This window comes from Bradyrhizobium sp. 14AA (genome assembly GCF_054185205.1).
The window spans coordinates 551,386-577,920 of sequence record NZ_JAVAYM010000001.1 but is presented as its reverse complement, the minus strand read 5'-3'; the positions used below and the strand labels follow the sequence as shown (position 1 = coordinate 577,920).

24 protein-coding genes and 2 pseudogenes are annotated in these 26,535 nt (G+C 58.8%); 8 read left to right on the top strand and 18 right to left on the bottom strand.

Features of this window, described 5'->3' with window-relative positions; all coding sequences use genetic code 11:
* Positions 1-95: 95 nt before the first annotated feature.
* The 4 genes from RAD15_RS02565 to RAD15_RS02550 all read right to left on the bottom strand — a co-directional run bounded on the left by RAD15_RS02565 (position 96) and on the right by RAD15_RS02550 (position 5,043).
* Positions 96-974: an AraC family transcriptional regulator gene (locus tag RAD15_RS02565; protein ID WP_458174030.1), complete on the bottom strand. Its 879-nt coding sequence runs from the start codon at positions 972-974 to the stop codon at positions 96-98.
* Between the two features lie 75 nt (positions 975-1,049).
* Entirely contained in the window at positions 1,050-2,303 is a 1,254-nt protein-coding gene (locus RAD15_RS02560; protein ID WP_458174028.1) for a serine hydrolase domain-containing protein, read from the bottom strand.
* A gap of 103 nt (positions 2,304-2,406) precedes the next feature.
* Positions 2,407-3,309, bottom strand: a complete 903-nt coding sequence (locus tag RAD15_RS02555) for an HNH endonuclease (RefSeq protein ID WP_458174026.1) — start codon at positions 3,307-3,309, stop codon at positions 2,407-2,409.
* Between the two features lie 738 nt (positions 3,310-4,047).
* Positions 4,048-5,043, bottom strand: a complete 996-nt coding sequence (locus RAD15_RS02550; protein ID WP_458174024.1) for a zinc-binding metallopeptidase family protein — start codon at positions 5,041-5,043, stop codon at positions 4,048-4,050.
* Positions 5,044-5,430: 387 nt separating this feature from the next.
* Between RAD15_RS02550 and RAD15_RS02545 the strand changes: the two genes are divergently transcribed.
* The gene (locus RAD15_RS02545) at positions 5,431-6,240 is read left to right on the top strand and encodes a transglutaminase-like domain-containing protein (protein WP_458174022.1); all 810 of its coding nucleotides are present in this window, start codon (positions 5,431-5,433) and stop codon (positions 6,238-6,240) included.
* A gap of 90 nt (positions 6,241-6,330) precedes the next feature.
* Here the strand turns inward: RAD15_RS02545 and RAD15_RS02540 are convergent, their stop codons facing one another.
* From RAD15_RS02540 to RAD15_RS02530, 3 genes are all read right to left on the bottom strand, one after another.
* On the bottom strand, positions 6,331-6,567 hold the full coding sequence (locus tag RAD15_RS02540; protein WP_458174020.1) for a DUF6894 family protein: 237 nt from the start codon (positions 6,565-6,567) through the stop codon (positions 6,331-6,333).
* A gap of 188 nt (positions 6,568-6,755) precedes the next feature.
* Positions 6,756-7,052, bottom strand: a complete 297-nt coding sequence (locus RAD15_RS02535) for a hypothetical protein (protein WP_458174018.1) — start codon at positions 7,050-7,052, stop codon at positions 6,756-6,758.
* Positions 7,045-7,311 carry a hypothetical protein gene (locus tag RAD15_RS02530; RefSeq protein WP_458174016.1) on the bottom strand — a complete coding sequence of 89 codons (267 nt, stop codon included), beginning with the start codon at positions 7,309-7,311 and terminating at the stop codon, positions 7,045-7,047. The genes RAD15_RS02535 and RAD15_RS02530 overlap by 8 nt, the downstream gene beginning before the upstream one ends.
* A 351-nt stretch (positions 7,312-7,662) precedes the next feature.
* Here RAD15_RS02530 and RAD15_RS02525 point away from each other — a divergent pair, with 351 nt between their 5' ends.
* Together RAD15_RS02525 and RAD15_RS02520 are read left to right on the top strand one after the other, a co-directional pair.
* Positions 7,663-8,007, top strand: a complete 345-nt coding sequence (locus RAD15_RS02525; RefSeq protein ID WP_458174014.1) for a hypothetical protein — start codon at positions 7,663-7,665, stop codon at positions 8,005-8,007.
* Between the two features lie 1,271 nt (positions 8,008-9,278).
* Complete coding sequence (locus tag RAD15_RS02520; protein ID WP_458174012.1) at positions 9,279-9,542, top strand: hypothetical protein; 264 nt, start codon at positions 9,279-9,281, stop codon at positions 9,540-9,542.
* An 84-nt stretch (positions 9,543-9,626) separates the two neighbouring features.
* On the opposite strand, the gene RAD15_RS02515 is transcribed toward RAD15_RS02520, so the two are convergent.
* The 6 genes from RAD15_RS02515 to RAD15_RS02490 form a co-directional block, all read right to left on the bottom strand.
* The gene (locus RAD15_RS02515) at positions 9,627-9,827 is read right to left on the bottom strand and encodes a hypothetical protein (protein ID WP_458174010.1); all 201 of its coding nucleotides are present in this window, start codon (positions 9,825-9,827) and stop codon (positions 9,627-9,629) included.
* A 50-nt stretch (positions 9,828-9,877) separates the two neighbouring features.
* Positions 9,878-11,176, bottom strand: coding sequence for a glycoside hydrolase family 130 protein (locus RAD15_RS02510; protein ID WP_458174008.1), 1,299 nt, complete (start codon positions 11,174-11,176; stop codon positions 9,878-9,880).
* A gap of 33 nt (positions 11,177-11,209) precedes the next feature.
* Positions 11,210-13,495, bottom strand: coding sequence for a glycosyltransferase family 4 protein (locus RAD15_RS02505; protein ID WP_458174006.1), 2,286 nt, complete (start codon positions 13,493-13,495; stop codon positions 11,210-11,212).
* Positions 13,492-14,424 (bottom strand): class I mannose-6-phosphate isomerase, encoded by a 933-nt coding sequence (locus RAD15_RS02500; protein ID WP_458174004.1) that lies wholly within the window; start codon positions 14,422-14,424, stop codon positions 13,492-13,494. Before RAD15_RS02500 ends, RAD15_RS02505 begins: the two co-directional genes overlap by 4 nt.
* Positions 14,351-14,527, bottom strand: coding sequence for a hypothetical protein (locus tag RAD15_RS02495; protein ID WP_458174002.1), 177 nt, complete (start codon positions 14,525-14,527; stop codon positions 14,351-14,353). The genes RAD15_RS02500 and RAD15_RS02495 overlap by 74 nt, the downstream gene beginning before the upstream one ends.
* A 71-nt stretch (positions 14,528-14,598) precedes the next feature.
* Positions 14,599-14,790, bottom strand: a complete 192-nt coding sequence (locus tag RAD15_RS02490) for a hypothetical protein (RefSeq protein WP_458174000.1) — start codon at positions 14,788-14,790, stop codon at positions 14,599-14,601.
* A 679-nt stretch (positions 14,791-15,469) separates the two neighbouring features.
* Between RAD15_RS02490 and RAD15_RS02485 the strand changes: the two genes are divergently transcribed.
* Positions 15,470-15,862 carry a hypothetical protein gene (locus RAD15_RS02485; RefSeq protein ID WP_458173998.1) on the top strand — a complete coding sequence of 131 codons (393 nt, stop codon included), beginning with the start codon at positions 15,470-15,472 and terminating at the stop codon, positions 15,860-15,862.
* Between the two features lie 543 nt (positions 15,863-16,405).
* Here the strand turns inward: RAD15_RS02485 and RAD15_RS02480 are convergent.
* Positions 16,406-17,266, bottom strand: a pseudogene (locus RAD15_RS02480) (transglutaminase family protein).
* 433 nt (positions 17,267-17,699) lie between these two features.
* Here RAD15_RS02480 and RAD15_RS02475 point away from each other — a divergent pair.
* Together RAD15_RS02475 and groL are read left to right on the top strand one after the other, a co-directional pair.
* A complete protein-coding gene (locus RAD15_RS02475; protein ID WP_458173996.1) occupies positions 17,700-18,017 on the top strand; it encodes a co-chaperone GroES in 318 nt (105 codons plus the stop codon).
* Positions 18,018-18,159: 142 nt separating this feature from the next.
* On the top strand, positions 18,160-19,812 hold the full coding sequence (gene groL / locus RAD15_RS02470) for a chaperonin GroEL (protein ID WP_458175007.1): 1,653 nt from the start codon (positions 18,160-18,162) through the stop codon (positions 19,810-19,812).
* 1,263 nt (positions 19,813-21,075) lie between these two features.
* Here groL and RAD15_RS02465 read toward each other — a convergent pair.
* Positions 21,076-21,697 (bottom strand): annotated as a pseudogene (locus RAD15_RS02465) (IS5 family transposase); the annotation flags it as partial.
* A gap of 999 nt (positions 21,698-22,696) precedes the next feature.
* Here RAD15_RS02465 and RAD15_RS02460 point away from each other — a divergent pair.
* Positions 22,697-22,942, top strand: a complete 246-nt coding sequence (locus tag RAD15_RS02460) for a hypothetical protein (RefSeq protein WP_458173994.1) — start codon at positions 22,697-22,699, stop codon at positions 22,940-22,942.
* Positions 22,943-23,840: 898 nt separating this feature from the next.
* On the opposite strand, the gene RAD15_RS02455 is transcribed toward RAD15_RS02460, so the two are convergent.
* From RAD15_RS02455 to RAD15_RS02445, 3 genes are all read right to left on the bottom strand, one after another.
* The gene (locus tag RAD15_RS02455) at positions 23,841-23,993 is read right to left on the bottom strand and encodes a hypothetical protein (protein WP_458173992.1); all 153 of its coding nucleotides are present in this window, start codon (positions 23,991-23,993) and stop codon (positions 23,841-23,843) included.
* 306 nt (positions 23,994-24,299) lie between these two features.
* Positions 24,300-24,509 (bottom strand): cold-shock protein, encoded by a 210-nt coding sequence (locus RAD15_RS02450; RefSeq protein ID WP_458175005.1) that lies wholly within the window; start codon positions 24,507-24,509, stop codon positions 24,300-24,302.
* Between the two features lie 444 nt (positions 24,510-24,953).
* Complete coding sequence (locus RAD15_RS02445) at positions 24,954-26,147, bottom strand: GAF domain-containing sensor histidine kinase (RefSeq protein ID WP_458175003.1); 1,194 nt, start codon at positions 26,145-26,147, stop codon at positions 24,954-24,956.
* A gap of 157 nt (positions 26,148-26,304) precedes the next feature.
* Here RAD15_RS02445 and RAD15_RS02440 point away from each other — a divergent pair, with 157 nt between their 5' ends.
* Complete coding sequence (locus tag RAD15_RS02440) at positions 26,305-26,490, top strand: response regulator (protein WP_458173990.1); 186 nt, start codon at positions 26,305-26,307, stop codon at positions 26,488-26,490.
* The last annotated feature ends 45 nt before the right edge of the window (positions 26,491-26,535 follow it).

Sequence of the window (26,535 nt, the reverse complement as noted above, 5' to 3'; positions counted from 1 at the left end):
CCGAGAGGCAGGGCTATCGCACTTGAAATGAAGTGTGGCCCTCATGGTGAGGAGCCCGCGTGAGCGGACGTCTCGAACCATGACGGCCGAGGTCGCTATTTCAGCGGCAAAAACAAATCCGCAACCGCTTCATGCTCCGGCACCTCCGGGAAGAAGCTCAGCCGCTGGCAATAGATCGGGAAGTCGCGCGCTTCCTCGCCGCTGGCCGGAAGCCAGTCGCGGTAGAGGTAGAGCGCGGCCGGCTCGAGATTGTCGGTGTGGCCGACGACGCGCAGCACGGCGCAACGCCCGCCGGGGATCTCGCCGGCCTTGAGCTCTTCATTCGCCGCGATCGGCCGGTCAGTGCCGACGCAGAGGTCCACGCTGTAATCGGCAGGCGAGGCAGGACGGCGTTCGGAACGCCAGACATTGAAGGTCGGACTTGTGCTGGGGTGCAGGCCGGTTTTCTTGCGCCAGGCGATGAAGCGCTGGATGGTGGCGGGAAGCGTCGCAGGGCTCCCCCGATGCTCCATGATCGCGACCTTCGTTGGCGGCACGTCGCGGGTCGTCACGTCGTCAGTGGTAAAAATCTTCTGCATGAGCTTGCTCCTCGCAATATCGAGAGGCCCGAAGGCCGACAGCCACGGTTCCCACACCGGCGATTTCCGGAACGACGACGGCGATTGCCCGAACCGTTGCCGAAAGGCGCGGGCGAAAGCATCCGGTGCGTCGTAACCGGCATCCATCGCAATATCAGTGACAGGCTCGTCGTCCCTGTAGGCCAGCCGGTATGAAGCGCGCTTCATGCGGGCGAGCTGGACATAGCGATGCACCGACAACCCGAAAGTCGCCGTGAACTGCCGGTGGAAATGAAATTTCGAGAAGGCCGCAACAGCGCTCAACCTGTCCAGGTCCAGATCATCGTCGAGATGCCGGTCGATGTGCTCCAGCACCCGTCGCATCCGATCCTGATAGTTTTGCAGCGCCGCCTTCATCGTCCCTCCTCCGTGGCGGCTCGAGTTAGACGGTGATGGCCATGATGCGCTCGACCGATCTTGCGGTTTGGCCCTCTACCCGCCCGCCATCAACGCCTTCGCCAGCGCCATGTAGGCCGGCAGCGTCACGGGGTCGTTGGCGGCGTTGCCGGCGACGGGGTGCGAGGCGTAGCGCGCGATCACCATCTCGCACCTGGGATCGATGTAGATGCCCTGGCCGTGAACGCCGCGCGCCATGTAGGCGCCGTGCGCGTTGTGCGTGACCCACCATTGATTGCGATAGGACGCGCCGGGCAACGTGGTGTAGCCGGCCGGCCTGAACTTTTCGGGGTCGCCGCCGCGCGCGATGTCCTCGACGACCTGCGACGGGACGATCTGGCGGCCGTTGAAGCGGCCGTGATTGCGGATGGTCTCGCCGAAGCGGGCGAGATCGCGCAGCGTCGTGGAGAGGCCGCCGCCGCCGCTCTCGGTGCCGATACGGTCGACGTGATAATGCGCGTCCTCCTCCGCCCCCATCGGCTGCCAGATGCGCTCGGAGAGACAATCGGACAACGTCATGCCGCTGGCGCGCCTGATGATCCAGGCGAGCACGTCGGAATTGACGGTCTTGTAGGCAAACGTCTTGCCGTGCTCGCCCTGCTTCTTCTGCGCGATGAGGAAGTCGAAGATGTTGGTCGCACCCTCATAGTCCGGCGGGATCGGCGCCATGCCGTTGGCGCGCCGCAAGCCCCACACGTCCGAATTCTTGTCGGTGTAGATTTCGGTGTAGACGAGCCCCGTGGTCATATCCATGACCTCGTGCACGCGCGCATCGCCAAACGCGCTCGCCTTCAGCTCCGGCACATAGTCTGTGACTGGCGCCTGCGGATCGATCTTGCCTTCCGCGACCAGAATGCCGGCAAGCGTGCCGGTGAACGATTTCGTCACGGACATGCCGATATGCGGCTTGTGCGGCTTCAGCGCACCAAAATAGCGCTCATAGATCAGCCTGCCCCGATGCAGCACCGCGATGCCGTCGGTGTAGGTCTCCTCCAGCATCTTCGCGAAGGTCATGGGCCGCCCGTCCATCGTGGTCGAGGCAACCGAGCCGATGTCGTGATCCGCACGCGGCAGAGGTGATGCGGGCCCCGCCCCGCGCCAGACGTTCACGGTGGGCACGAGCTGGCGGATGTTGCTCCAGGCCCAGCGGAGTTCTGGGAAACTGCGGAAGGAGCCGTCCTGGAAGGTGATGGTGCGGTCCGGGGATGGTGGGAAGCCCTGCATCCAGCCGAGGGTTTCGGGGTCGGATTCGTTGGAAGTGGCGGCGGGTTGGGTGTTGGCGGCGGACATCAGCACTGACTCCAGAGGCGCGATACGCAAGCCGTATCATGCCAGAGCGCGGTCCACATCAAACGCTTGTGCCGAGCTGAAGCGCGTGACTCTCGGGGCTCGCCTATTGCTTGAAGCAATATTCGCGGTGCCATTGGAGGAAATGTGGATGAGGTCGATCCGATGGTCTTCTTGGCTCAAGCGCACGGCCAGTCTTGTTGATAACCGATCGAACCCCTTCCAGGTCGTTTGTGTGGCGCGAGATCAGTATTTCCAGATCGTCGGCCAAGCTGATCAAACCACGATCGAACATCCAATGCGCGGTACCGGAGAGAGCGATCCCATTGCTTACGATGTCCGGCCCGTTTGCCTCCACTGGGCGAATATGCGCCGCCGCGACCTCTGCGCGTCCCATGCCATTAATGAGCTTTAGCCCGGTAATGGCGCAGCGCTCGTCGTAGGCGCGCAGTACGATACGACGAAAAACGCGGTCGCGTAAAACTCGCGATACGGTAAGGCTGACGCGATCTCGCTGTTGCTCAAAGGTGAATAGCGCCTGCTCCATTTCACCAATTTGAGACAATCGAACATCGGCGTCGACCCGCGGCAGCAGCGGCGCGCTCTCCGCGAAACCGAGTTCGAATATTCTATTGAAATCGTCGGGCGAGATTGGGCGGACTGCTGACTGAGCACGTCCCGAAATTTGGCCCTGCTCATTCAAGACGCCGCGTTCCACGAGACCCATGGGTCCGCTGAAAGGAACCGGATTGGCAAAATCAAGATAACTTCCGGGCTCAATTAGAGCGAGATACATCCCTGAAGTATTGGGGTCGGGAATGACCCGCTGAACCCGAGCAATCGCAAAGTAACCGCGCGTTTCGGCGACCTTGCGCGGTTCATAGTAGATGATCCAGTCGCCGATGCAGGCTTCAACGCGACGCAAATACTGGCTGGGAAACTGATATCGTTCAGCCGGGCTGTCATCGTAGATCGAGTCCGATCGATGGATGAATACCCCAAATCCCATGATTCTTGCCGCGCCGCCTCTCCGGGAAGTAACGACCTAATTCAGTGTTATTGAACCTGAGGAGGAGCTCCCCTACTCCCACTCTATCATTTCGAACGGCCCTTCGTCGTTGATTTGCAAGCAAAATTTCTCGATTCTGACGGACAAATGCCGACGGTATACCCGCCGCATTTTCTCGGTCTTGAATTCACAGAATAATTTATGCCTCTCGGAATACTGCCAATTCCGTTATCTATCGGAGTCAATCGACTGAGTAGCTCTGTATACGTGGCGGAAATCGACACTGTCGCACCCGCAGCCTAGCTTCCTATACCGTCAGAGATCAGAAAGCGCTGCTTTGGTCGTCCGATGGTGCCCTACGCCGCTGGCCCGATCGCGCGCTATCGAAGAAGGTCCGCTTTGCACTAAGACCTGGCAATGCCGATTCTGCGAAGCGGTTCGAAGCACCGGTACTTTGACGAGGCTGTGACGGTGTGACACTCAAGCTATCGGATGAGCAGTTTACCAGCATTGTTCGAAAGTCTGGCACGGCAATCGCGGCCATCACCAAGGAAGCCTCAACTTTGAAGTAGGGAATAGCCCGCCCCCGAGCATATAAAAATGAGCTTTGCTTCGCAGTTCAGCGAGGCCATTGATTTGGTTGTTGGCGCATTCTGAGGCCGGGTCCTCAAGTCCGAGCGCGCACGACTGCTCCCCCAGCACGAGCGGATCCGATAGATATGGCCGACAATCGATAACCTACCCCGCGGCCGTTGATTCTTGCCGATTCCTAAAAGCCGAAATCGCCATATGAACCAGGTGTAGTTTGCCTTTAACTGCCGGGGAAATGTCGAACGGGTACGCGTCGGCAAGACCTAGTGAACGGTTGAGACGGTTGATCGTCAGCGCGAGCGGGCTCCACAACTCCAAAAGTGCACCAAAATCGCTTTCGAGATAGGGATCGCTAAGTGTGTGCTGAGCGCGCGCGTCCAAGGACAGCGGAAGTCCTGCCAACGAATCCAGGGTCGAAACGATATGTAAGAAGTGGGCGAAGGTTTCTGCCCAGTCTTCCCAGGGATGAGATGTCGCATACATGCTGATGTGACTTGTCCGGTCGTCAGACCGATCTTGACGGGCGTAATAGGCGGCAAGCGCAGCCTGATAATTCTCGGTCTCGTCGCCGAACACCAGCCGAAAGGGTGATTGGAATCCTCCTTCGTGTATCAGGGCATTCCAGTAGAAGTGCCCTATTTCGTGTCGAAAATGACCAAGAAGGGTGCGATAAGGCTCACGAAAGGAAACGCGCCTGCTCTCGCGCTGCACATCGTCGGCCTCCGCAAGGTTAACCGTTATCAGGCCGGATTCGTGCCCCGTCAGGACCGGTCCATGCTCGTCGGACAGAATCTCAAATGCCAGCTGAAATCCACCTGCGGACGCGATGGGTAGGCGGAGCCGTCGCAGGTCGTAGATCAGTCTGCGCTTTGCTTCCTCCACGCGCGTCCACAGCGACACATTTTGCTTATTCTGCATGCTGGGAATGACCTGGGTCAGGGAGCAGGACAGGCAGTAGGGAGCCGGCGCAACAGCGCACCAATTGCAACCGATGATATTTCGATTGACGCATTCCAGGGCGCTTCCCGCGCCAACCATTGCCATCCTCTCAGGATCGAACGTCAAGGGCTGCTTACACCCATTGCATTCGGAGTTCTCGAAAGCCGATAGCTGCCCACAATGAGGACATTTGAACTCTCTCATTGTCGCGCGCGTTTATTGAGAGTGCCTATCAACGCGCGCTGCTTCTTTAATGCGCACTTCCTCAGAATGTCAGCGTCGGCTTCACTCACAGTGCGACGCGCCCCCTGATAGGACGCCCTGTCGGACACTGGCTGGGCCAGCCAGTCTTGCACCGGCTGAACCGACATAGGTTTGACTCCGGATCGCATTTTCATCCTTTAGTAAGCCCTCAGTTAGAAATGGGTTCCGGTCAGGAATTGGACGGTTGGTCCGTCGCAAACGAGCATGCTGCTGGCGATCGTAGCTGCGATGTCATACCATTCGCGCCTGAGCGCTCGCGGCATTCGTCGGTGACGATGCGCAGACAGTTCATGCGACGTTCTCAATCGTCTCATTGGAGTCAGATCCATGAAAATCCGCGTCGGCTTCGAGATGATCTACGACTTTCCGCAACCGACGCCGCTGATTGCAGTTGTCGGCACCCACTTCACGCGGGCATCCGACATCGTCGTGCCAGATCATCTTGTCAGCGAGCCGTCAGTGCACATCTCGCCCTATCGCGACGGTTTCGGAAATTGGTGTAGCCGTCTTGTTGCGCCCGCCGGCCGCATGCGCCTCACAGCGGACGGCATTGTACGAGATAGCGGCCTGCCCGACCTGATCGTACCATCAGCGCAGCAACATGCGGTGGAAGATCTTCCTCCGGACACCATCGTGTATTTGCTCGGCAGCCGATATGTCGAGACCGACCGACTTACCGACGTAGCGTGGAAGTTGTTCGAGAAGACCGCGCCCGGTTGGGCACGGGTCAAGGGCATCTGCGACTTCGTCCATAACCACATCGCTTTCGGCTACGAACACGCCCGTCCCACCAAGACTGCCTGGGAAGTGTTTAACGAAGGCAACGGCGTCTGCCGGGACTATGCACATCTGGCTATTGCGTTTTGCCGCTGCATGAACATTCCCGCGCGCTACTGCACGGGCTATCTCAGCGACATTGGCATGGCACCTCCATATGCCGCTGGCGACTTTGCCGGCTGGTTCGAAGCCTATATCGGCGGGCGCTGGTACACATTCGATCCGCGTAACAACATTCCGCGGATCGGTCGCGTGCTAATCGCACAGGGCCGCGATGCCGCGGACGTTCCAATCACCCAGACATTCGGCCCCAACACGTTACTCAGCTTCAAGGTTTGGACCGGCGAACTCGTCTGTTGATCGCCGCAGCGGCGAGTTGGGCAATGCAACGGCCGCCCAAACGCGGAACAGAATCTCCAACAGTCCAAACGCGCAACAAGGAGAGGTCTGTTACTTGGATTTATTGGCTTCGAAGATCAGTGCCGCCTGAAACAAGCGGCCCGCCTCCGTTCGGACGTCCACTGCAACGTCCCGGCGGTCTTCCTGACCCGCCAAATCACGTGCCAATCCTTTCAACGTGTGAGCCGCCTCTATCTCCGCCTCTCGCTGCGTGGAAAACTCTATTCCATCTTCGTCAGGGTAGAGCTCCTGATCGTCTCTGATATCGAAGAAATATCTGATCATCATGAGCGCCCCGTTTAGAGAATGTCGGCGTCAGCGCGAGAGGACCTGAACGCATATCTAGGTCTTCGCGGGTCGACGTCGTGCTTGGCTCTCAGCTACGTGATTGGGACCCGGCACGGCCCTCCAATCATCGTCTGTGGCTGCCTTCCGCTTCCCGGTCAGGCCGAGAGTGCTAACGGCCAACGTTCGCCTCAGATCTCCCCCGACAGCCGGGCGAAATCGCCGAACAGCGCTGCCACCAGTGCGCGATGGCGCGTATCCCCGGCGGGCCGACTTGCAGCATAGAGGTTGAGCAGATGGCGTGCCTTCACAGCCGCCTCCGGCCAGGACGCGGCAGGAACGCTCATCATGCGGTTTTCGAGATCAGCCTCGCGCTCACGCACCTCACGGAGATTGGCCTCGACGTCAGCCAAGGTGCGGCGCAGGTCGGTGGCCTTCTGCGCGGCCATGTCGCGGCGCTTGTCGAGATCGACCGGCAGGTCAGTCATGGACGATACTCGCGTCCGCAGCTTGTGCGTTCGCAAGATCAATCGAGCCGATCGACAACATCTCCGTCGTTCCGCAGCCGGCTTCAGCGGGAACGGTGATCATTGTAGCAATACGGCGATAGGCTGAGAAGGTCAGTCCCTCGATCGTCTCCTCATCCGTGACGACTTCATAAGCGCCGGCTGGCAAGACGCGCTCGACGCCGCGGATTCGGAACGGATGTTTGAAGGTGACGGTTTCTCGCCGCGAGCGGATGGTCATGCACGCTGCCTTTCGCAAGTGAAGCCCCAACCGTTGCTGGCAGTCCCGACCATGCGCCGCTCGCGCGGCAATAGCCAGCACTATTGTGACCTGCCCGCGGACGAAGTTGTCACAGCGGAGCCGGCACCCGCGCGGCACTTAACCCTCGCTATTCGTTCAGCACTGGCGTAGGGTTGCTGGCATCACCGCACTTCTCAACGGCTTCGACCGGTGACTGAGGGTCACGTGTGCTCCCGCCGAAGGCTTCGCAGGAGCGTTCGATGTCGCATGGTCGCATCTCTGAATGGATCGTGCCGCCGGTGATCGTTCCCTTGTTTCTTCTACTTCTTGTGTGCGCGGCCGCCATCCTCAATGGCTAGGGCAACACGCGTGCCGTATCTGGTCAGCGGGACCAACGAATACGGCAGCTCGAACCTCGGCCGCGGCACGGCAAAGGTCGCATTGCGACTTGCGCGAAAATTGCTGCGCGAAGGCTACATGGACGTCAGGGTCTGCACTCCCCGTGGGCGAGTGTTGCAGCCCAACGAACTCGACGAACTCGAACCATCACAGGAGAGCGACATGGCGAAGGGCCAGCAACGCGGCAATCGCGAAGCCAAGAAGCCGAAGAAGGAAAAGGCGAAGGTGATCGCTGCGGCGCCGAGCCGAAAAGATGCCGCTTGGCAGCCGGATTTGGGGTCCGCAAAGAAGAAGTAGCAGGGACCTGACACGCGGCAAGTCGAATCGGAAGGACTGGTGTGGCCCCCGGTAAGCCGCTTTCGAACATGCGCCCGGCAAAACCCGATCGAGCAGACATCAAATAGAAGGGCGTTCAGCATGATAATGGCTCGAACAGGTATGTGTACGGCCGCGCTTTTCCTCGCATCAGCGTTCGGTACAGCACCAGCGGCTCTCGCGGCGGAGCCGAATTGCCGTTCGATCGAGAGCACCAGCGCGCGCCTGTCCTGTTACGACGCAGCCTTTCCTCCAAAAGCGAGGGAGCGCTCCGCGAGCAGTACTGACTCATCGCCTGTCCATAAGGATCCTTTCCTTGCGGAAGAAGCTCGCACCGCAGCGAAGCTAAAGAATATTTGCCGCGGTTGCTGAGTTTCACGGCTGCCGTTCGTTGCATTCCAAATAGCTCCAACTCAGGGAGTCAGTAGGATGATGCAAGAGGATGTCAAAGGTCGTCGCGTGGGCCGGCAGCGCAAGCGTGCTCTTCACTTGGCTGGCACTGCGATAGATGAAAGAGCTGACACCTCCGCGAGCTCCAAGGTCCAATCGACGAGAAAGAGGCGACTGCTTGACGGGCCTGCGGAATTTCGAGCGGACCGCGTTGATCGTTCTGATAAGAGGTCCAGAGGCGACGAGTGATCTACCCAGCTGCGAAACCCTGGGGCCAGTTTGCACATCCTGTGCGAGGAAATAGAACAAAGCCCTGGCTATGTCGCAGATAAAGGCGCAGGCTCCCATCACCGCCGACCGGCCCGTAGCATCTATCGGTGGTAAGGACGCGAATAGCGCTCCCCTCAACCTTACAGCGGAGCACGAAGCATGTCGGCCCAACCTATCCTGAAACAATCATCGACGTTCGAGTACCGTCTTGCGCAAGAGGCAATAAATTTGCGCCAGCAGGCCAACGGGATGCCCCCTGGCATCTGCCGCACGGAACTCTTGCGAAAGGCCAGGCAGATCGATGCTGCCGGGGAGGTTAACAAGTGGTTGGCCTCGCCGGGTCTACAGCCACCTCTCTAAGCGTTTTGTCAAAGCGATGAACCTCGGCACGGCGCTGGATACTCATTCTCATCGGGATTTACTCTCACCCTCCCGGGGCTGGTAAGCCGCCGCCTGCGCTTTATTTAAGCGGGCGGCGTTTTTATTGGTGTCCGCGTCCAATCCTCTAGTGTTCAGTTAGCACGTCACGCCAGCGCTCCGTTACCAGTCAGCCGACCTTCTCCGACTACCAGCCTTGCGCAGAAAGATAGGCAATGATTTCAACTGATCGCTTCAGGAGGGAGATTCGGGCTCGATTGGACGTCGCCTCAGCTGGGGGATGCCGCAATCTTATCATCGATGCCAAAGAACTCTATCAGGCCATCTGCAAGGGGCAGGCGTCCAATCGATGGATGGTCTTCTGCTGTAATGCAATGCGGGCCGAAATGGCAGAAGTCGATAATCTGATTTTCGACTACGCGAACGACACGTTGCTGACCGTGAACTATAAGCTACCGCGCAATTCGCTTTGTGGGTGAGAGCGGAAGCGCCGGAGCTTCGGTTGGAGCAATACAACAGGCGCAGGCTTCCTCATCGATGCTGCGCCTCACTGCCGCCGCGGCTCAGCCTCTTTGTGAAACAGCTTGCTCACCACTAATGGCGCGATCCAGCGCATCGACAAGAATCTGCATCTCGACGAACTTGTTGCGTGCCCGCTCGGCCTTATCCCGGTCAAAAGGAGCGGCCAGCACCTTCGCATGTGCATCCCTGTCCTCGATCATGCGCTCACGGGCTTTCTTCAGCGTTTCAAGTCGTTCGCTCATTTTGGCTTCCTGATCTTTCAACGGACGAAATGACGCCGCGCAAGCGGCAGTCAACCTTTTAGCGCCTGCATCAGCGCCGAAATCCTGATGGTCGCGAAATTGGAGAAGGTGTCCGAGACCGCATATGGCAGAATGATGTGGTCGTTATGCCGCATCGCCCCGCAGGTATACACGACGTTGGGGACGTATCCCTCGCGCTCCGACGGTTCGGGCCGCAGCAACGGCTCGCGGGAGCGTGCCAGCACTTTCGAGGGGTCGTTCTTGTCCAGCAATGCGGCCCCAATCGAGTATTTGCGCACGGGGCCGACGCCATGTGTCAGTAGCAGCCACCCCTCATCGAGCTCGATAGGTGATCCACAATTGCCGATCTGAACAAACTCCCAGGGAAATTCTGGCTTCAGGATGGCCTGACCGCCGTTCCAGGTGTACAGGTCGTCCGAGTAGATCAGATACAGGTTCTCATTATCCTGTCGCGCGATCATGGCGTATCTGCCCGCGACCTTGCGCGGAAACAGCGCCATTCCCTTGCTGCGTGCCGCGGCCCCTCGCAACGGCACAAACCGGAACGACATGAAATCGCCGGTCTCAATCAGTTCGGAGCGGATCGCCCGTCCGCTGTAGGCGGTATAAGTGGCATAGTAGGTTTTTCGGCCGCCCTCGCTGAACTCGACAAAGCGGGCGTCCTCGATGCCGTTCGACTGGGATTCGGTGACCGGAAAGATGACCCGCTCGCTGAGGTCTTCCTCGGGCTTGAAGACCAGTTCGACATGATCGCCGTCCGGTCCGGGTGCGCGCTGACAAACCCGGGGGCTCGAGGCAAGGCGCGCCGTCGGATCAATAGTTACACTGCCGTCGGCTGCGAATGTGCCGGTCCGAAACGTCAGTGACGACACGTGGCCTTCACCGATGGCGCGGAGGCTGAGAATGAAGCGCAAGCCGTCCTTCGGCGCGCCCGATTGGTCGGGATGCGGCACGATGCTGGGGTTGAACAAGGCAGAGGCTTCGAACGAATACTCATTGAGAAAGTAGGCTCCAATTAGCTGACGCTGGATATTCGAGAAAACTCCATGCGTGGTGAACGCGTCCTCCATTTCGTCTGCGCGAGCCTCGAACTTCTCCAGAAGATTCCGATGCCGGCCAAGAAAGTTTTCAAGCACGTCCGCGAGCTGCGAGGCAACGGCTTCGGGGTCGAGGGCGAGAACCCGGTCGACGATATGATTTGCGCGCGTCTTGTCGGTCGGGTTGAGATCGCGCGGTTCGGTCGCCGGTTTGAATGGGCGAACGATCACCCGCGCGGGGTCGGGACGCAAATAGAGCGCCTGCCGGTTCAGAAAGGTGGCCGGTGACACGGTGTCCTCGATCGCTTGAGCAGGGGGCAAGGTCTATGCGCCCATGGCGCGCAGTGCCGCGGGCTCGGTCAGGTCGGCGTTGACGCGCGCAAGCTGGCGAATCTCCGCAAGCCCAAGCAGATAGCACACCACGGACTCGCCGCCGCGATTTTGATTGACACGGTCCGGGTGCAAGCCATCGCGGCAACTGCCGGTGCTCGGATCGACCAGTGCGATAGACAGGTCGTTCCTGCCGAGGAACCAGCTAAAGGCAAGGGTCGCAAGCGCTTTCCACTCGGCGTCGCCATCCGCCCGCCAGGCCGTAAGGCAGGCAGCGATCGTGGCCGTCGCTTCGACGGGCTGCTGATCAAAGGCGCGGGGAGGTTGCCGCAGTTCGCCGAAACCTGAGGTGCCGACCGGCCGGAAGTGCCCCGCCGGCGTCGTTTGTCGCGTCATCAGCCAGCGCAGAGACTTCAAGCCGGCCTGCACGTATTCAGGCGTTTGCGTCGCCGCGCCTGTCATGATCAGAGCCTGCGGCAGACGCGCGTTATCGTAAGCCAACCCTTCCTCGAACCACACCCAGTCTGGTGTTTCGACCGAGGCCAAACAAGACATCAATTTGTTGGCAAGAGAATGCCGGGTCTCCTGAGCGTGGAGATCATCCGGAGCCACGGCGCAATAAGCGCGCAAACCCAAAAGCGTGAACGCCCACGCCCGAGGTGAACGAAAGCTCTCCACAGCCGCTAAAGCCTCGGCGAACAAGGCTGTCGCCCACTGGCGCCGCGCCGGAGTTGCGTCGCTGCGCGCGGTCTCGCCGAGGGCCCAAAGCGTTCGCGCATGACTGTCTTCGGAACCGCTGGCTTCGAGCCAGGCTCGATCGAAGCCCATGAAGTTGCGAAACCGGCCGGTGTCAGGATTCCACGCATGTTGAACGAAAGCGGCAAAGCGGGCCGTCAAGACTTCCGACAGCGGCTGTTCGCCTGGATTATTGAGGGCGCAGGCCAAGAGCAGCGCGCGAGCGTTGTCATCGACGCAATAGCCGTGCAAGCGATCGGGCACTGAGTGCACGGCGTGCTGGAAAAGTCCGGTATCGTCGCACATTGATATGAAATGACCGATTCGCATGTCCGGGACCGCAGGGCCGCGTGAGTCGAGCCCGCTGGCATTGGACGGCGAAATGACCTTGAGCCAGTGCCTCTGGGCCGCACTCTCAAATATCGACATGTAGCGCTCGGCAGCGCGCTCCCACGTCATTGTTCGGCTGATCGCATAGGCACGCCGGCACATCGCCTGACGGCGAACGTCGTCGGTGAGCAGCTCCGCGATCCTGCCACCGATCGCCGCCGAATCGCCGAACGGCACCAGGACCCCTCGCCCATCGGCCAACAGCTCGCGGGCATGCCAGTAAGGTGTCGAGACCACAGGCTTCCCCAGTCCGAAGCTATAGGCCAACGTTCCCGACGTCATCTGCGCCTCGTTAAGGTAGGGCGTGACATAGACGTCGCACATCGAGATGAATTCGAGCAGTGTGGGCAGGTCGACGAAGCGGTCGAGAAACACAACGTGGTCCTCGACACCCAACTCGCGGACGCGCCTCATCAGGCGATTGCGATACGCCTCGCCCTCGTCTCGAATCAAATTCGGATGGGTTGCGCCGAGCACGACATACACCGCATCCGCTCGACGCTCCAATATCGACGGCATGGTGTCGATCATGACTTCGATGCCCTTGTTGGGGGACAGCAGGCCGAATGTCAGAATGACCGACCTTCCGTCAAACCCGAGCCTGGCCTTCGCCGCATCGGGCGCGACAAACGGGACGTCGGGAATGCCGTGGGCTACGACTTCGATCTTGTCATCCGGCACCCGGTAGACGCTGCGGAGCAGTTCGCGGCCCTTGTTGGCCATCACGACAACCTTCGAGGACGCGTCGACAATGCGCTCCATGACCGCCCGTTGCGCGGCCGTTGGACTGCCCAGCACGGTGTGGAACGTCGTCACGACAGGCATGGTGAGGCGCGACAGCAATTCGAGGACGTGGCCTCCGGCTTCGCCACCGAAAATTCCGAATTCGTGCTGCAGACACACAGCGTCGAACCGGCCGACGTTCAGAGAGTCTGCTGCATGGATGTAGTCTTCGATCTTGTCATCCTGGATCTCAAAAGCGACTGCCTTGGGATAATCATAGCTTTGACCGTGATCGGTCATCGCCACGATGCAGGCTTCGAGATTCGGACGCGACGTAAAGATCGCCTGCTGCAGGTCGGTCGTGAAGGTTGCGATCCCGCATCGGCGAGGCAGCGAATTGCCGATAATGGCGACGCGGCGGAGTGACGTCATGCTTGTACCTCGACAGTCTCGGCTGATTTCGGCGCGGGACCGGCGGACATGCCGGCAGGTTTGGCCAGCTCTCCGGCCTCCTGCAGCAAGGCAACCACGGGATCAGGTCCCGGATAGGCCATCAGGCCGCGCATGCCCTCCCCGCCGACCTCGATGACGGTTCGATCGCGCTCGATGAAGATAGCGTCACCGACCGACACGTCCGTCGATCCGATGCGCGCCCCGCCCTCGATTGCAAGAATCCAAGTCTCCCGATCGGCATTGAGTGACCAATTCGAGCTCGCCGGCAAATTGATCCGCTCAATGATGAAATGCCGGTCTGTGATCAGGGCTGTTCGACCTGCAGTGAGGCGTTGTGGATCGGATTGGGTCCGAACAGGCCCGGCGTCGGCAATAGCGACGGCGCTTTCTTCATGCAGTTCGCGCTGCCTTCCATGATCAAACAGGCGGAATGTCGTATCGCTACGCTGCTGAATTTCAGCGAGCACGATACCGGCGCCAATGGCGTGGATCGTACCGGCGGGGACGAAGACGATGTCGCCCTTCGCGACGGGCCGCCATTGCGTGAGATCGGCGATCGATCCGTCCCTGATCGCCGCGCGCAATGCTTGCGGCGTGAGTCGCCGCCTCAGCCCCAGTGCAACCCGCGCGCCTGGGGCTGCTGCGAGAATGTACCAGGCTTCAGTCTTGCCGTTGGGCAAGCCGATTGAGCGTGCATATTCATCGTCCGGATGAACCTGAATCGACGAGGGCTCGCTGGTGAACAGCAATTTGAGCAGCAAGGCGGGGATGGGTGCAGGCTGATGCGCGCGCTGGAACCATAACTCTCCGACCAGGTCACCGGCAACGTCGATGCTACTCCATGGATGGAGATCGCCCATTCCCCACGGTTTGCGCGCAACCTGCACTGTAGCATGCTCGATGGCCATAGATTCTCCTGACCAGACGCGCATACCGAGGCGATATGCCGTTGGTCGATACAGTCGACATGATTTGGCGCGAGCCAAGGCGGCGCGACAGGATGTGCAACATTGTCGTGATTCTCTTCATCCAACCGGTCAGATGGATGCTTCGGCGTCAGATCTTAATCCTGCTGGTCGGCGTTAGGGTTTGGTCGCCCAAGACGGACGAACGCCAGTCCAGGCGGGGAGCGAATTCCATTCGGCCCACCGCATGCGGCGCTCCTCGTCGCCAACCCTGATAAACACAAAGGCGGCATCGTCCTTGCCGGTTTTCGAACCGACAAACATCGCCGGAACGCCGTAGGCATCTCTGATGATCGCGGTATTTGCCATTCCTCCCCTGCTTTCTTTTCAGACTCCATTACCGTCACGTCACTTGGGACGGACTACCACTGAACAATCACGGCGGCAGCGATCAGCAGCGCAAAGAAGATCGGCAACAGCACCGGAGGCACCAGCCAATCGCGAAGATCAAATTTGAGGGTATCTGACATGTGACCGCCTTGTTGGTTGAGGCGGGAGCGCAACGCTCTCAGTCACCGATAACAGCCCGGGGCGCACGCGGTGATGTGTTAGATATAGTGGCTATCTGCCGAATAGCGAGCAGAATCGCAATTTTCTTTTGGGCTGGACCCTGACAAGGCGGCAATGCGACGCGCTTAGCCATTTGAGCGCCAGCGCTGCACCGTCTCCTTTGCAGCCGGGCGTGGCTTCGAGTCCGACACGTCGTTAATGCATTGACCGACGAGGCATCGCTTCGATGTGCGCGGCGGTTGCGTGGGTCTACCAGCTGGAAGCCAAGAACGTGCTGTACAGCATCAGGATAACAGTCTACGGTTCAACTACGGGTGGCCATTGTCACCTTGAAGCTGTCCATGAAGCGGCGACGTCCGACGTCGCGGCTCGTCGTCGTAGCGGCAGCTAGAGTGCCATCGGAAGGCGCAATCTTTTCGACCAGATGCTTTGACCAAGCGCGGATGCAAGCGGCGTCCGCGGCTGTGAACGCGCTTGTGTGCGCGACAAAGGAGATATTATGAGAATACCCGCAATCCTGCAGGGTGAGGCCCGGACTCGCTTCCTGCAAGGTATCGCTTTCGGCGCTATTGCAGCAATGACGATCGGATTTGGGTGGGGCGGCTGGGTCACCGACGGCACTGCCAGAATCATGAACGCAACGGCAGAAAGCAACGGCCGCATGTCGATCCTGGTCCCCATGTGCGTCACGCAGTTCACTGCGGCTGACGGCGCCGTCACCAAATTTAAGGCGGCCGGCCCATACTCAAGAGACAACGTCATCACCGAATACGTGAAGGCCGTTGCCTCCACGAGCATGGACTATTCCTTCGCCAAGGCATGCGCAGCCGGCGTGGAAGCCGAACTCTTGAGGACCCCCACAAAGAGCTGAGTGATCGGTTCGTAGGATTGGGGATCCAGCGAACCTGGCGCCACTGATCTGCTTGCCACGCTCTCACCCGATATCGAGCGCCGATGAGCGTGCCGAACTGACGCTGACGACGCGTCGGAAGACCGCGCAGGCGCTGGCTCTGAGAGCCCGGATCGTGCTGAGCTGTCGGAGGGTGGTGAGAACCGGAAGTCGCACCAAGCTGGCCTGGACCGGCGGACCGCAGGCTAATGGCAGCGTCGTTTTATGGAGCAGCGCGTGGCCGGGCTGCACGACGAGCCGCGCTCCGGCGCGCCGCGCACGATTGACCGAAGCCCGCATCGAAACCGTGATCGTGAGAACTTTGGAGAGCTGCCCTGACGAGGCCACTCATGGGAGCTCCCGCTATAGGCAAGACCAGGGCCTATTGGTGTCGGCGGGCTTTCTGCTGCAGCCGCACCGGATGGAGATACTCAAGCTCTCAACCGATCCGAATTTCGTGGACAAAGTGCGCAATGTCGAAGGCCTCTACGTCTCACGGCCGGAGCCGCCGAATGTCCCGTCGATCTAAGACGTGACAAGAACTTCCACGGACATCCCAGCGAAAGCGCCGATGCTACCGACGAAGCTGCCAGACACTGGGATCTTCTGCCGGATATCGCGCGCGACCGCGACTGGGATTAGATTGAAGCCGCCGAGGCTACGATTTGTGGGGTCGAATGTGATCCAGCCAGCTCCCGGTACGAAGATCTCCGCCCACGCATGGGTTGATCCCGCACCGACCGATCCGACGTTGTCGTGTTCTGGATTGTAAAAGTAGCCGGAGACGATTCTGGCTCCGAACCCGAGCATGCGTGCTGCTTCGCTGAACAACACCGCATAATCTCGGCATGACCCCCAGCCACGATTCAGGGTTTCTACCGGCGTCTGGGTGCCCTCATCCTCACGGATACCGGATAGCTTCGGAGACGCCGACGCTGAGATCCTTCAGCAGCGATAACGTGTCAGTCCGACTTCCTCGCACGAACATTTGCGCCCAATTTCGCAGGAGCCCAACCGTGTCCGAAAACTGGGGGAGAGCCAAGGCGCCGAGATCGGTCCAGTCTTCATCAGAATAGCGGAATGGATAAGACATGGCCGAGACAGCGATATCGAACACCGGCCATTCAACGGCGTCGAGTTGAAGCTCCTCCGTGGCGCAGGCGATCACCAGGTTGGAGGCTGTCATCTGAAACGTGGCCGTGGCGATGGCATCGCCAAACACATCGTGGCCCCACGTCAAGGCCGCATGCGGCGTCACCGAGACGTTGCTGGAATCAACCGAAGCTCGCGGGCTTGGCGCGGACGAAGCATCAAGCGGTGCGGCAACAGCCGAACGTGTTCGCTGAAACGATAAGTCGTCGCCTCGAGAACCTTCACCGTACTCAACGAAAGCTCCAATCGAGGAAGCCTTTGATCAAACCCTTCATCCGGTGGTCCGCTTCTGAAGCATGGCCGAATAGAACGTGCCCATGCAAATGTCGATCCAGACCGTGACCTGGACGATTGCAGTCGAGGCATCGGGCAGAACGCTGTGGTTCATCCATATGAGCGCGTTGCCTACTTTCCTCCTCGGTTCAGACCAGATGGACAACCTCCTGAGAGACCACACCTAAACGGCTAATTTGCAAGTTACCCACACGACCTGAAGCCAACCGTCGGCAGATAAGCTGGTCGCCAAAATGTTTCGCCCATGAGGGATTGACGTGACAAACGCCCCGAAACCCTTGCGCCTTCGAGTTTCGGGGTTATGTAAAGGGCGCTAGCACTCGTTCATTACGACTGCCAATCCAAATAATCACAAAAAGCGAAGGAGGACGCCATGAAGTTCCGTCCGCTCCACGACCGCGTTGTAATCAAGCGTATCGATGCCGAAGCGAAGACCACCGGCGGCATCATCATTCCGGATAGCGCCAAGGAAAAGCCCTCGCAGGGCGAGGTCACGGCGATCGGCCCAGGCGGCCGGGACGAAGCTGGCAAGCTGATACCGATCGATCTGCAGGTCGGCGACCGCGTGCTGTTCGGCAAGTGGTCCGGCACTGAAGTCAGGATCGACGGCCAGGATCTGCTGATCATGAAAGAGAGCGACATCATGGGCATTCTCACCGATCTTCCGGCCGCCAGAAAGAAGGTCGCGTAAGGGCCAGCCAGATTCCTAATCCTAAGGCGTCGTCGCAGCGGACGTCTCGAAGGATGTGGCCCGCAATCTAGATCTCAGCCCTCAAGAACGTCGCCCAATTGCGCGGCCTTCTGGGGATCTGACCAGTCAAACGGAGATCATCATGTCATCCAAGGAAGTTAAATTCGGCGTCGAGGCCCGCGATCGCATGCTACGCGGCGTCGACATTCTCAACAACGCGGTCAAGGTGACACTCGGCCCCAAGGGCCGCAACGTCGTGCTCGATAAGTCGTTCGGCGCTCCCCGCGTCACCAAAGACGGCGTCACCGTCGCCAAGGAAATCGAACTCGAAGATAAGTTCGAGAACATGGGCGCCCAGATGGTGCGCGAAGTCGCTTCCAAGTCGGCCGACGCTGCTGGCGACGGCACCACCACCGCGACCGTACTGGCCGCGGCCATCATCAGAGAAGGAGCCAAGTCGGTTGCAGCCGGCATGAACCCGATGGATCTGAAGCGCGGTATCGACTTGGCTGTGGAAGCCGTCGTCGCCGACCTCGTCAAGAACTCCAAGAAGGTCACCTCGAACGAGGAAATCGCCCAGGTCGGCACGATCTCGTCCAACGGTGACGCCGAGATCGGCAAGTTTCTCTCCGACGCCATGAAGAAGGTCGGCAACGAGGGCGTCATCACGGTTGAGGAAGCCAAATCGCTCGAGACAGAACTCGAAGTCGTCGAGGGCATGCAGTTCGACCGCGGTTATATCTCCCCTTACTTCATCACCAACGCCGACAAAATGCGCGCTGAATTCGAAGACGCCTATGTCCTGATCAACGAGAAGAAGCTTTCTAACCTTAACGAGATGCTTCCGCTCTTGGAAGCAGTCGTGCAGTCCGGCAAGCCGCTGGTTATCATTGCGGAAGATGTTGAAGGCGAAGCTCTCGCCACCCTCGTGGTCAACCGTCTGCGTGGCGGCCTCAAGGTCGCGGCCGTCAAGGCTCCGGGCTTCGGCGATCGCCGCAAGGCCATGCTGCAGGACATCGCGGTTCTGACCGGTGGTCAGGCGATCTCGGAAGATCTCGGCATCAAGCTCGAGAACGTCACCCTAACCATGCTCGGCCGCGCCAAGAAGGTGATGATCGACAAGGAGAACACCACCATTGTCAGCGGCGCGGGCAAGAAAGCGGACATCGAAGCGCGCGTTCAGCAGATCAAGGCGCAGATCGAGGAAACCACCTCGGACTACGACCGTGAGAAGCTCCAGGAGCGGCTGGCCAAGCTCGCAGGCGGCGTCGCGGTGATCCGCGTCGGCGGCGCAACTGAAGTCGAGGTCAAGGAGCGCAAGGATCGCGTGGATGACGCGATGCATGCGACCCGTGCGGCGGTTGAGGAGGGCATCCTTCCCGGCGGCGGCGTCGCCCTGCTGCGCGCATCCGAGCATCTTAAGGGCCTGCGCACCAAGAACGACGACCAGAAGACCGGCGTCGAGATCGTGCGCAAGGCACTGTCCTGGCCGGCCCGCCAGATCGCGATCAATGCAGGCGAAGACGGCTCGGTTATCATTGGCAAAATTCTGGAGAAGGATCAATACGCCTATGGCTTCGACTCGCAGACCGGCGAATATGTCAACCTGATCTCTAAAGGCATCATCGACCCGACCAAAGTCGTACGTGTAGCGATCCAGAACGCAGCGTCGGTTGCGGGGCTCTTGATCACGACCGAGGCTATGGTCGCCGAGTTGCCGAAGAAAGGCGCGGGCGGCGGTATGCCAGCTGGCGGCGGTGGCGGTATGGGTGGCATGGGCGGTATGGACTTCTAAGTCCAATCGTTTAGCCGCCATCGGGTGGAAAGGCCCGGCAACAATGCCGGGCCTCTTCGGTCCAGTTGCACGATAGCGACGCGGCGTTGGTAGAGCCAGATCAATCATGAGCACGGATGGCATTTTGCCACTGAGCCCCATAGTGTGAGTGCTGATCGGGCTTTGACCCCTTAATCAGCCGCACTGCGGCGCTAGAGACCTGATTTTACTACGTCGAGAATGACCCCGGCGCTGATTGTCGTCCGACTCCCCGCCGAATGACTACACGTACGCGTTGAAGGCAAAGTCGTCTTTAACGGCAGACGCTTTGTCGAAGGCTATGTTGTATTACCCCGGCTGACGGCAATCTTCCGCTGGGTTCTCAATATTTGTCCGACGCACTTCAATATCGAGACGCCTGTTCGCGCTAGCGCGCGCAAACAGCTCAATATCGTAGGCTGGCGTACAAACTCGTGGAGATGGCGGAGAGAGTGGAAGTCAAACCCATGATTGTCGATTGTCCCACAACTGACACGGCTCGTAAGCACTCGCCGGCCTCCTGGCCTCGGAAAACCCCAGACCTGCACATGCGCCACAAGCCCGCACACGTTGCCTTGCCGCGATTTTTCTTGATGTGCCGGTGCACACGTCGTGCACACGCCGCCTCATAATTAATTTGAACAATTTAGCTTTCGCTCCAATCCAACATGTGCCAATTGACTAGCTCCGGCCAACGCGATCGAGGCAGATAATGAGTGGCCGGCTCGCGCCAAAACCTGTCGGTGCTCCGAGCCAAGCTTTAGGCGCCCGACCCTTGTGTACGATCGAGCGCGCTGCGATACTCCATCAGTGAAGACGCAATGGATCTCGGACCTCAGCTGGGATATCCGCTTCCCCGGAGTTAAGTCGAACGGGTAACAGGCCAGACCCATCAAGAACACGCCTGCGCCAATCTAGTTGATCACCGCCGGGGGCACTACTCCCACTCAATCATTTCGAACGACGTTTCGTCGTTGAGTTGTAAGAACAAATCTTCAAATCTGACGGACAAATGCCGGCGGTATACCCGCCGCAACTTTTTAGTCTTGAATTCACAGGAAAATTCGCGCCGCTTGAAGTATTGGCGATCCCGCTACCTATCGAAGTCAATCGACTAAATGGCCCTGCGAGCGCATCTGGGATGACCGCCCCTAGTACTAGCAAGGTGTGGTTTCAGATACCGTCAGAGATCAGGAAAGCGTAAAATAGCGTCATTCGAGGGTACGTCGCACTGATGCCTGCGGACTAGGACGCGGACTCATAAAGACGCAGCCATAGCCTGATTGACGCGAGCTGAACGAATGCAAGATAGTTGGCGGCCAGCCTGTCGAAGCGCGTCGCCACCCGACGACATTGTTTGATGCTGTTGAAGAACCGCTCGACTTGGTTGCGAGCACGATAGAGATAGGGGCTGAAGCAGATCGGATCGCTGCGGTTGCTTTTCGGCGGGATGTTGGCCCACGCGCCCTTCTTCATGGCAAGCTCCCTGATCCAGTTCGCATCATAGCCACGATCGGCAGGCAGCATTGACCCGGATTTCAGACGAGACAGCAGTTTTCCGGCGAGTCGAACGTCATGGGCCTCACCCTGGCTCAGCGCCAGCCGTACCGGCAGACCATTGCTATCAACCACCGCATGGATTTTGCTCGTCAAGCCGCCGCGGGACCTTCCCATCGATTGACCCTGGTTTCGTGTGATACAGGCTCCATGCTGATGCACGCGGACAATGGAGGTGTCGATCATCTGGACAGCGGCATCTGTGCAGTGGCAAGCGCTTCAGTGATACGGCCCCAAACGCCGGCCCGCCGCCACCTAACGAAGCAGTTATAGCAAGTGGTTATGGGCCAAACGCAGTCGGCAGATCTCGCCTGCGGCTAACCTAGTGCCGTTTCTAGGTGGCCGGAAAACACTTGAGCAATGAGATCGGGCGCGCGATCAGCGCTTGTCTACCGATGGACCGTTGGCCTTCTTCTCGAGTTCATCGATTCTGTCGAGCGCGTTGCTAAGGAGCTCGCCTAACACAAGCAGTGTTGAGTAGAGCTGCTGCGACATACCGGGTGTCGCAGCATGTATCACTCGCTTTATTTCCTCTCGCATTGGCATAGCCGTTCTCGCAGTGCCTTTCGTGATCGGAGCAAAGATGGACGCGACTTCGTCGGCTCTGTGCAAGTCGAAATCACTTGCGGCGATCGTGCTCGACCCGGTTGGCGCGATATACTGCTTTAGATCACCGACCTCTTTCTCAAGGGCGTCTCGCGGGATGCTTTGAATCTTGGCCCCCTCAACGAGGCGGTCAACCAATACGTCCACGCTTTGTGAAGCGCCCGGCGTCCCATATTGCTCCGCGGCGTGAACGCTGTTCTCGACCCAAAATCAATGTACTCGCGTGTCGTCGTTGGCATGTGAAGTTTCTGCCAGTATCGAATTGAGCTTCGCGTGGAGGGTAGCCAGTGGAGAGTAACTATATGCACTGCTGCGGGCAAGGCGGCGCACGCACAGCGGGCCAGACTTAGCCATCGAACATTCCAGTTGTAGGCCTGTATCTCCCGGCTTCACCGGCCATCCTGCTTCCATCCTCAGCAGCCTAGTTCTATCTTCGCAGTGGCCCGTCTCGCCTTTTAAGCGCATAAATGGGGGATGTCCGATTCCCACTACCGAACCTGCCACTGTGGAGCGGTCTATAGCCGAACCGAGGCGATGGCCCCGGGTCGGCAGATCGCCAGCTTCGAGTGCTCGGTTTGCGGCGCGACCATGGAATCGTGGAACACCGCTTGGGTGCCCACCTATAAACTGATTGCTGGCCCCGTCCGCCTTCCGCGACCCAGCTAGTTATTACAACTCTTAGCAATTCCGCGGTTAGCCATTGATGGCAGAGTCGTTCGGCACTTCATTCACGATCGTTGAGGTGACCTCGGACGACGCTCCGCGGCCGACGAAGCAGATGTGGCTCGCCTTAGCCAAGCCTAATCAGGCATTGACGCTAGTCCTTGCGGCCGTTCCCGAAGGCTGGAGTGCGGAAGTTGTGCCGGCGGTCCTCACTGAAAAGCAACAGAGGATGTTCGAGGAACTCCACCTCGAACCCGGTGATGTTTACAGGATCGCACCAGAGTAAGGCATCCTCGGTCGGGCGGGCGGCGTCTGCATATTACTCCAGGCCGAACATGGCTCAAACGGGGTTCTCTTTTCGGCCGCTTTCCTACATAGTTCGGCATGGCAAAAATAAAAGTAAGCTTCAAACCAGTTCGTAAATCCGAGGGCGCATGGGCTATCATCGCCGAGTACCCGGGCGCAGAAGCGCGAGAGATTACGGGCTTCACGAGCAAAGCCGATATTGACGAATGGATGAACGGAGAGCGTCGGATCGCTTGGCTCCGATCACAGGGTTACGCGAAGTGACTGGATGACCCCGTCCGGGCTTCTGGCGTGCACTGAAGGATCGCAGCTCTTTGGCAGCATGTGGCCGGCCGGAGTCGACCCTACGCAAACGGCGGGACCTCGACCAGCGTTCCGATCAATCGCAACAATGCTTGCTGTTCGGGCCCCTTCCCGTCACGCAAGAACTCGCCCAGCTCGACGTGAGATAGCCGGCCACCAGAGGGCGCATTGGGCTGGTGGATGATGAAAGCGTAACCGTTTGTGGGCTCGCGTGCGATGAACCATGCGTCGCCGTTTGGGCTCCGATAGAGCTCTCGCCGGTCTGACATTTTTCCTCCCTGCTGCCTTCGGGCACTATCTGCTGAACGCTTGCGGGAAAGATGAGAGATCAGTGAAAATACGAAAGCTGATCTTCCGTAACGACGCGCTCAATGTTCTCGGAACTGCACTTGATGCGATATCTTACTCGTCCATCGGACTCGATCGGCATGCACTGTACGATCGTGTAGATCCTTGGCAGTCCAGTTGCGGCGCGTCCTTGGGGACCTTGAGCGTGGTGCCGAACCTCTTCATTTAGCTTATAGGCGTATGGCATATTTGCTTTCTCGACGTTAGGGGGTCTATCGGCGGTCTTGCTAGTCTTCAAGAATGGATTTTGTAGCCTCGAATATCTGTTCCGCGGTGCCCTTGATCGTACCCTTCGCCCAGGCTTGGAACACCGTGACGTATGCGTTCTTGTAAGCCGCTTCGTCCGCGGAGAAGTAGACTTCGTCTGTGGCGGTATCCAAGACAAGCGCTCCTGTATCGATGCAAATCTCCCATGCGTTCTTCTTGCTCGGCCAGATGACGTTTTATTATGCTCATTGGATCTCCTGCTTGGCATTGAGGAATCACGTCCCGATGCGGCTGGTGAACATGCTGACGTAGTCATCGGGCACAGGCGCAACAGTCAAAGAAACCGCAGTGGCGCCCGCTGTTCGCGTTCTTACCTGCTTGAATGAAAAACCCCGCCCCCGATAACCCGGGAGCGGGGCAGGACCACAAGCTCTGCCAGTACATCCGTGGCCAGAGCGACAGGTCTGTCGTGCTCTTAACTAAGCAGCACGAAGATTTTCGGCAGCGGACTTGCCAGTACGACGGTCCGCGACGACATCGTAAGATAGCGTCTGACCTTCGCTCAGAGTTCCCATACCGGCGCGTTCGACCGCGCTGATGTGAACAAAGACGTCGTTGGTGCCGTTTGATGGCTGGATAAAGCCGAAGCCCTTTTGGGTATTAAACCACTTCACTGTACCGGTTTTCATCAGGTTTTCCTTCTTATGCGCGCAGGACCTGGCGCGCAGAGTTGCGGCCAGCCGTCCGGTTAGTCGATGATGGAGAATGTCTGAAACGTGCGCGCCGTCAGGATCTGAGGCGAAAGCGGAACAGTTGTTCGGCCAGTATCGATAATTGAGATCATACATCAGCAGTTCGCAAACTTCAAGAAAAAGCGAACGGTACTTCTGGTCATTTGTCTTCGAACCAGCGACTGATTACGGAACCGAGCTTGATTCATCGAAAATGTAAAGGATTGCTCGTTGGCATGGCAGAACGATAACCACCTTCGGTGATTGTTGCGGAGCGCAGAACTCCGGGAAATCACGCGCTTCGCGAGCAAAGCCGGAATTGACTTTCGCGGGTCAGAAAGACGCAGCGCATTCCAACAGGATGCCTGCCAGTGACACGGGACCCACGTAGCTCAGCCAGTGCTACAACGGCATCTTGAAAGTGAAAGTCGTTTCGTTCGGAGTAGACACCGCGTCCAGCTTACCACTGTGGGCACGCGCGATTTCCGACGAAATATACAGACCCAGACCCAGACCGTTCTGACTGGGCCTGTCGCCGCGCGTGTAGGGCTGAAACAGATGCGTCATTGCTTTGTCAGAAATCGGCGTCCCGTAGTTCGTTACGGTGAGCGCAAACTCGGCCTCGTTGGTCCAAGCTGTCACCATGACCGCCATCGCCGGGTCACCATAGGTGATGGCGTTGCCCAGCAGGTTGGAGAAGAGCTGACCGAGTTTACTTCGATCGCAACGGACGGGTTCTTTGATTTCTATGACTGTCTCGATTTTTCTGTCAGGCCACGCCAACCTGACTTCGTTCACCACTCCCTCAAGAACCGGGGTTAACGACTGTCGAGCGTCGGGCTTGATCGTCAAGCCTCCGCCCAACCGCCCGCGGGCAAAATCCATGATGTTATCGACGAGGCCGGCCATCCGCAGAACCGATTTCTGCATTTCAGTGATAATGGCCTGAGATCGACCATCATCGATATCCCTCAGGAGGATGCGCAGACCCGCGTCGATCGAGGCCAGCGGATTGCGCAGATCATGGCCCAGCACTCCGATGAACTGTTCGCGCAACTCAGCCGTTCTCCTCTCATCCACCAGATCGGCCTGGCTAAGCCTAAGGCTCTCTTCGGCCGACATGCGACCGTGCTCGCTCTTGCGCAGACTGGACTCGCGTATCGACAGATCAGATTGGCTCTGCTCGAAGCGCGCGTTCATACTTAGCTGAGCGGCTATCAGCTCACCGAACAGTTCGAACGTGCTGATCACTTCAGGCCGGTCCAGATCGCGAGGCTCGGGATCGAGAGCGCAGAGCATGCCCCAGACCGCGCCATCAACAAGCTTGATGGGCGCCGCAATATAGCTCCGAAAGCCGTATTGCTCAGAAGACGGGTGATTACAATAAGCACCGTCGGTCTGAACATCATTGATAACGACGACCTCGCTGTGTTCGCTGGTCTTGCGGCCTGTCGTCTTCTCAATGCGAAGCTCGCCGCCTAGTGGCAAACCAAAATTGGTGGGGTCCCGCACCGCACAGCAGACCCAATTGCCCGTTCTCACCCTCGCAATTGCGACAAAACGCATCCCGGTGATACGGCCAACCGAGTCAAGTATTTTGGGAACTGCGTGGATGTGCTGGACCTCATCAACATCCGCTCGAAGGCCAGTGACCCGTTATAACGGTTCAATCGGAACAATGTTCGCCGGAACCTATCAAGTGGCTGATTGTTAAGGCTGATTAATCGAAAACTAAAAACGCATTGTGAGTAGCATGCCCGTCGTCTTGATTGTCGAGGATGATTTCCTCCTCCGTTCTGGCGCAGCCGATATGGTCAGGGATCTGGGTTTTGAGGCGATCGAAGCCGCTGACGCCGACGAGGCGATAGAGCTGCTCGAGCGGCGGAACGACATCGACATTCTGTTCACTGATATTCAGATGCCGGAATGGACGGGCTAAGGCTCATCGCGGTCGTCAGGGACCGATGGCCACCGATTTTGCTCC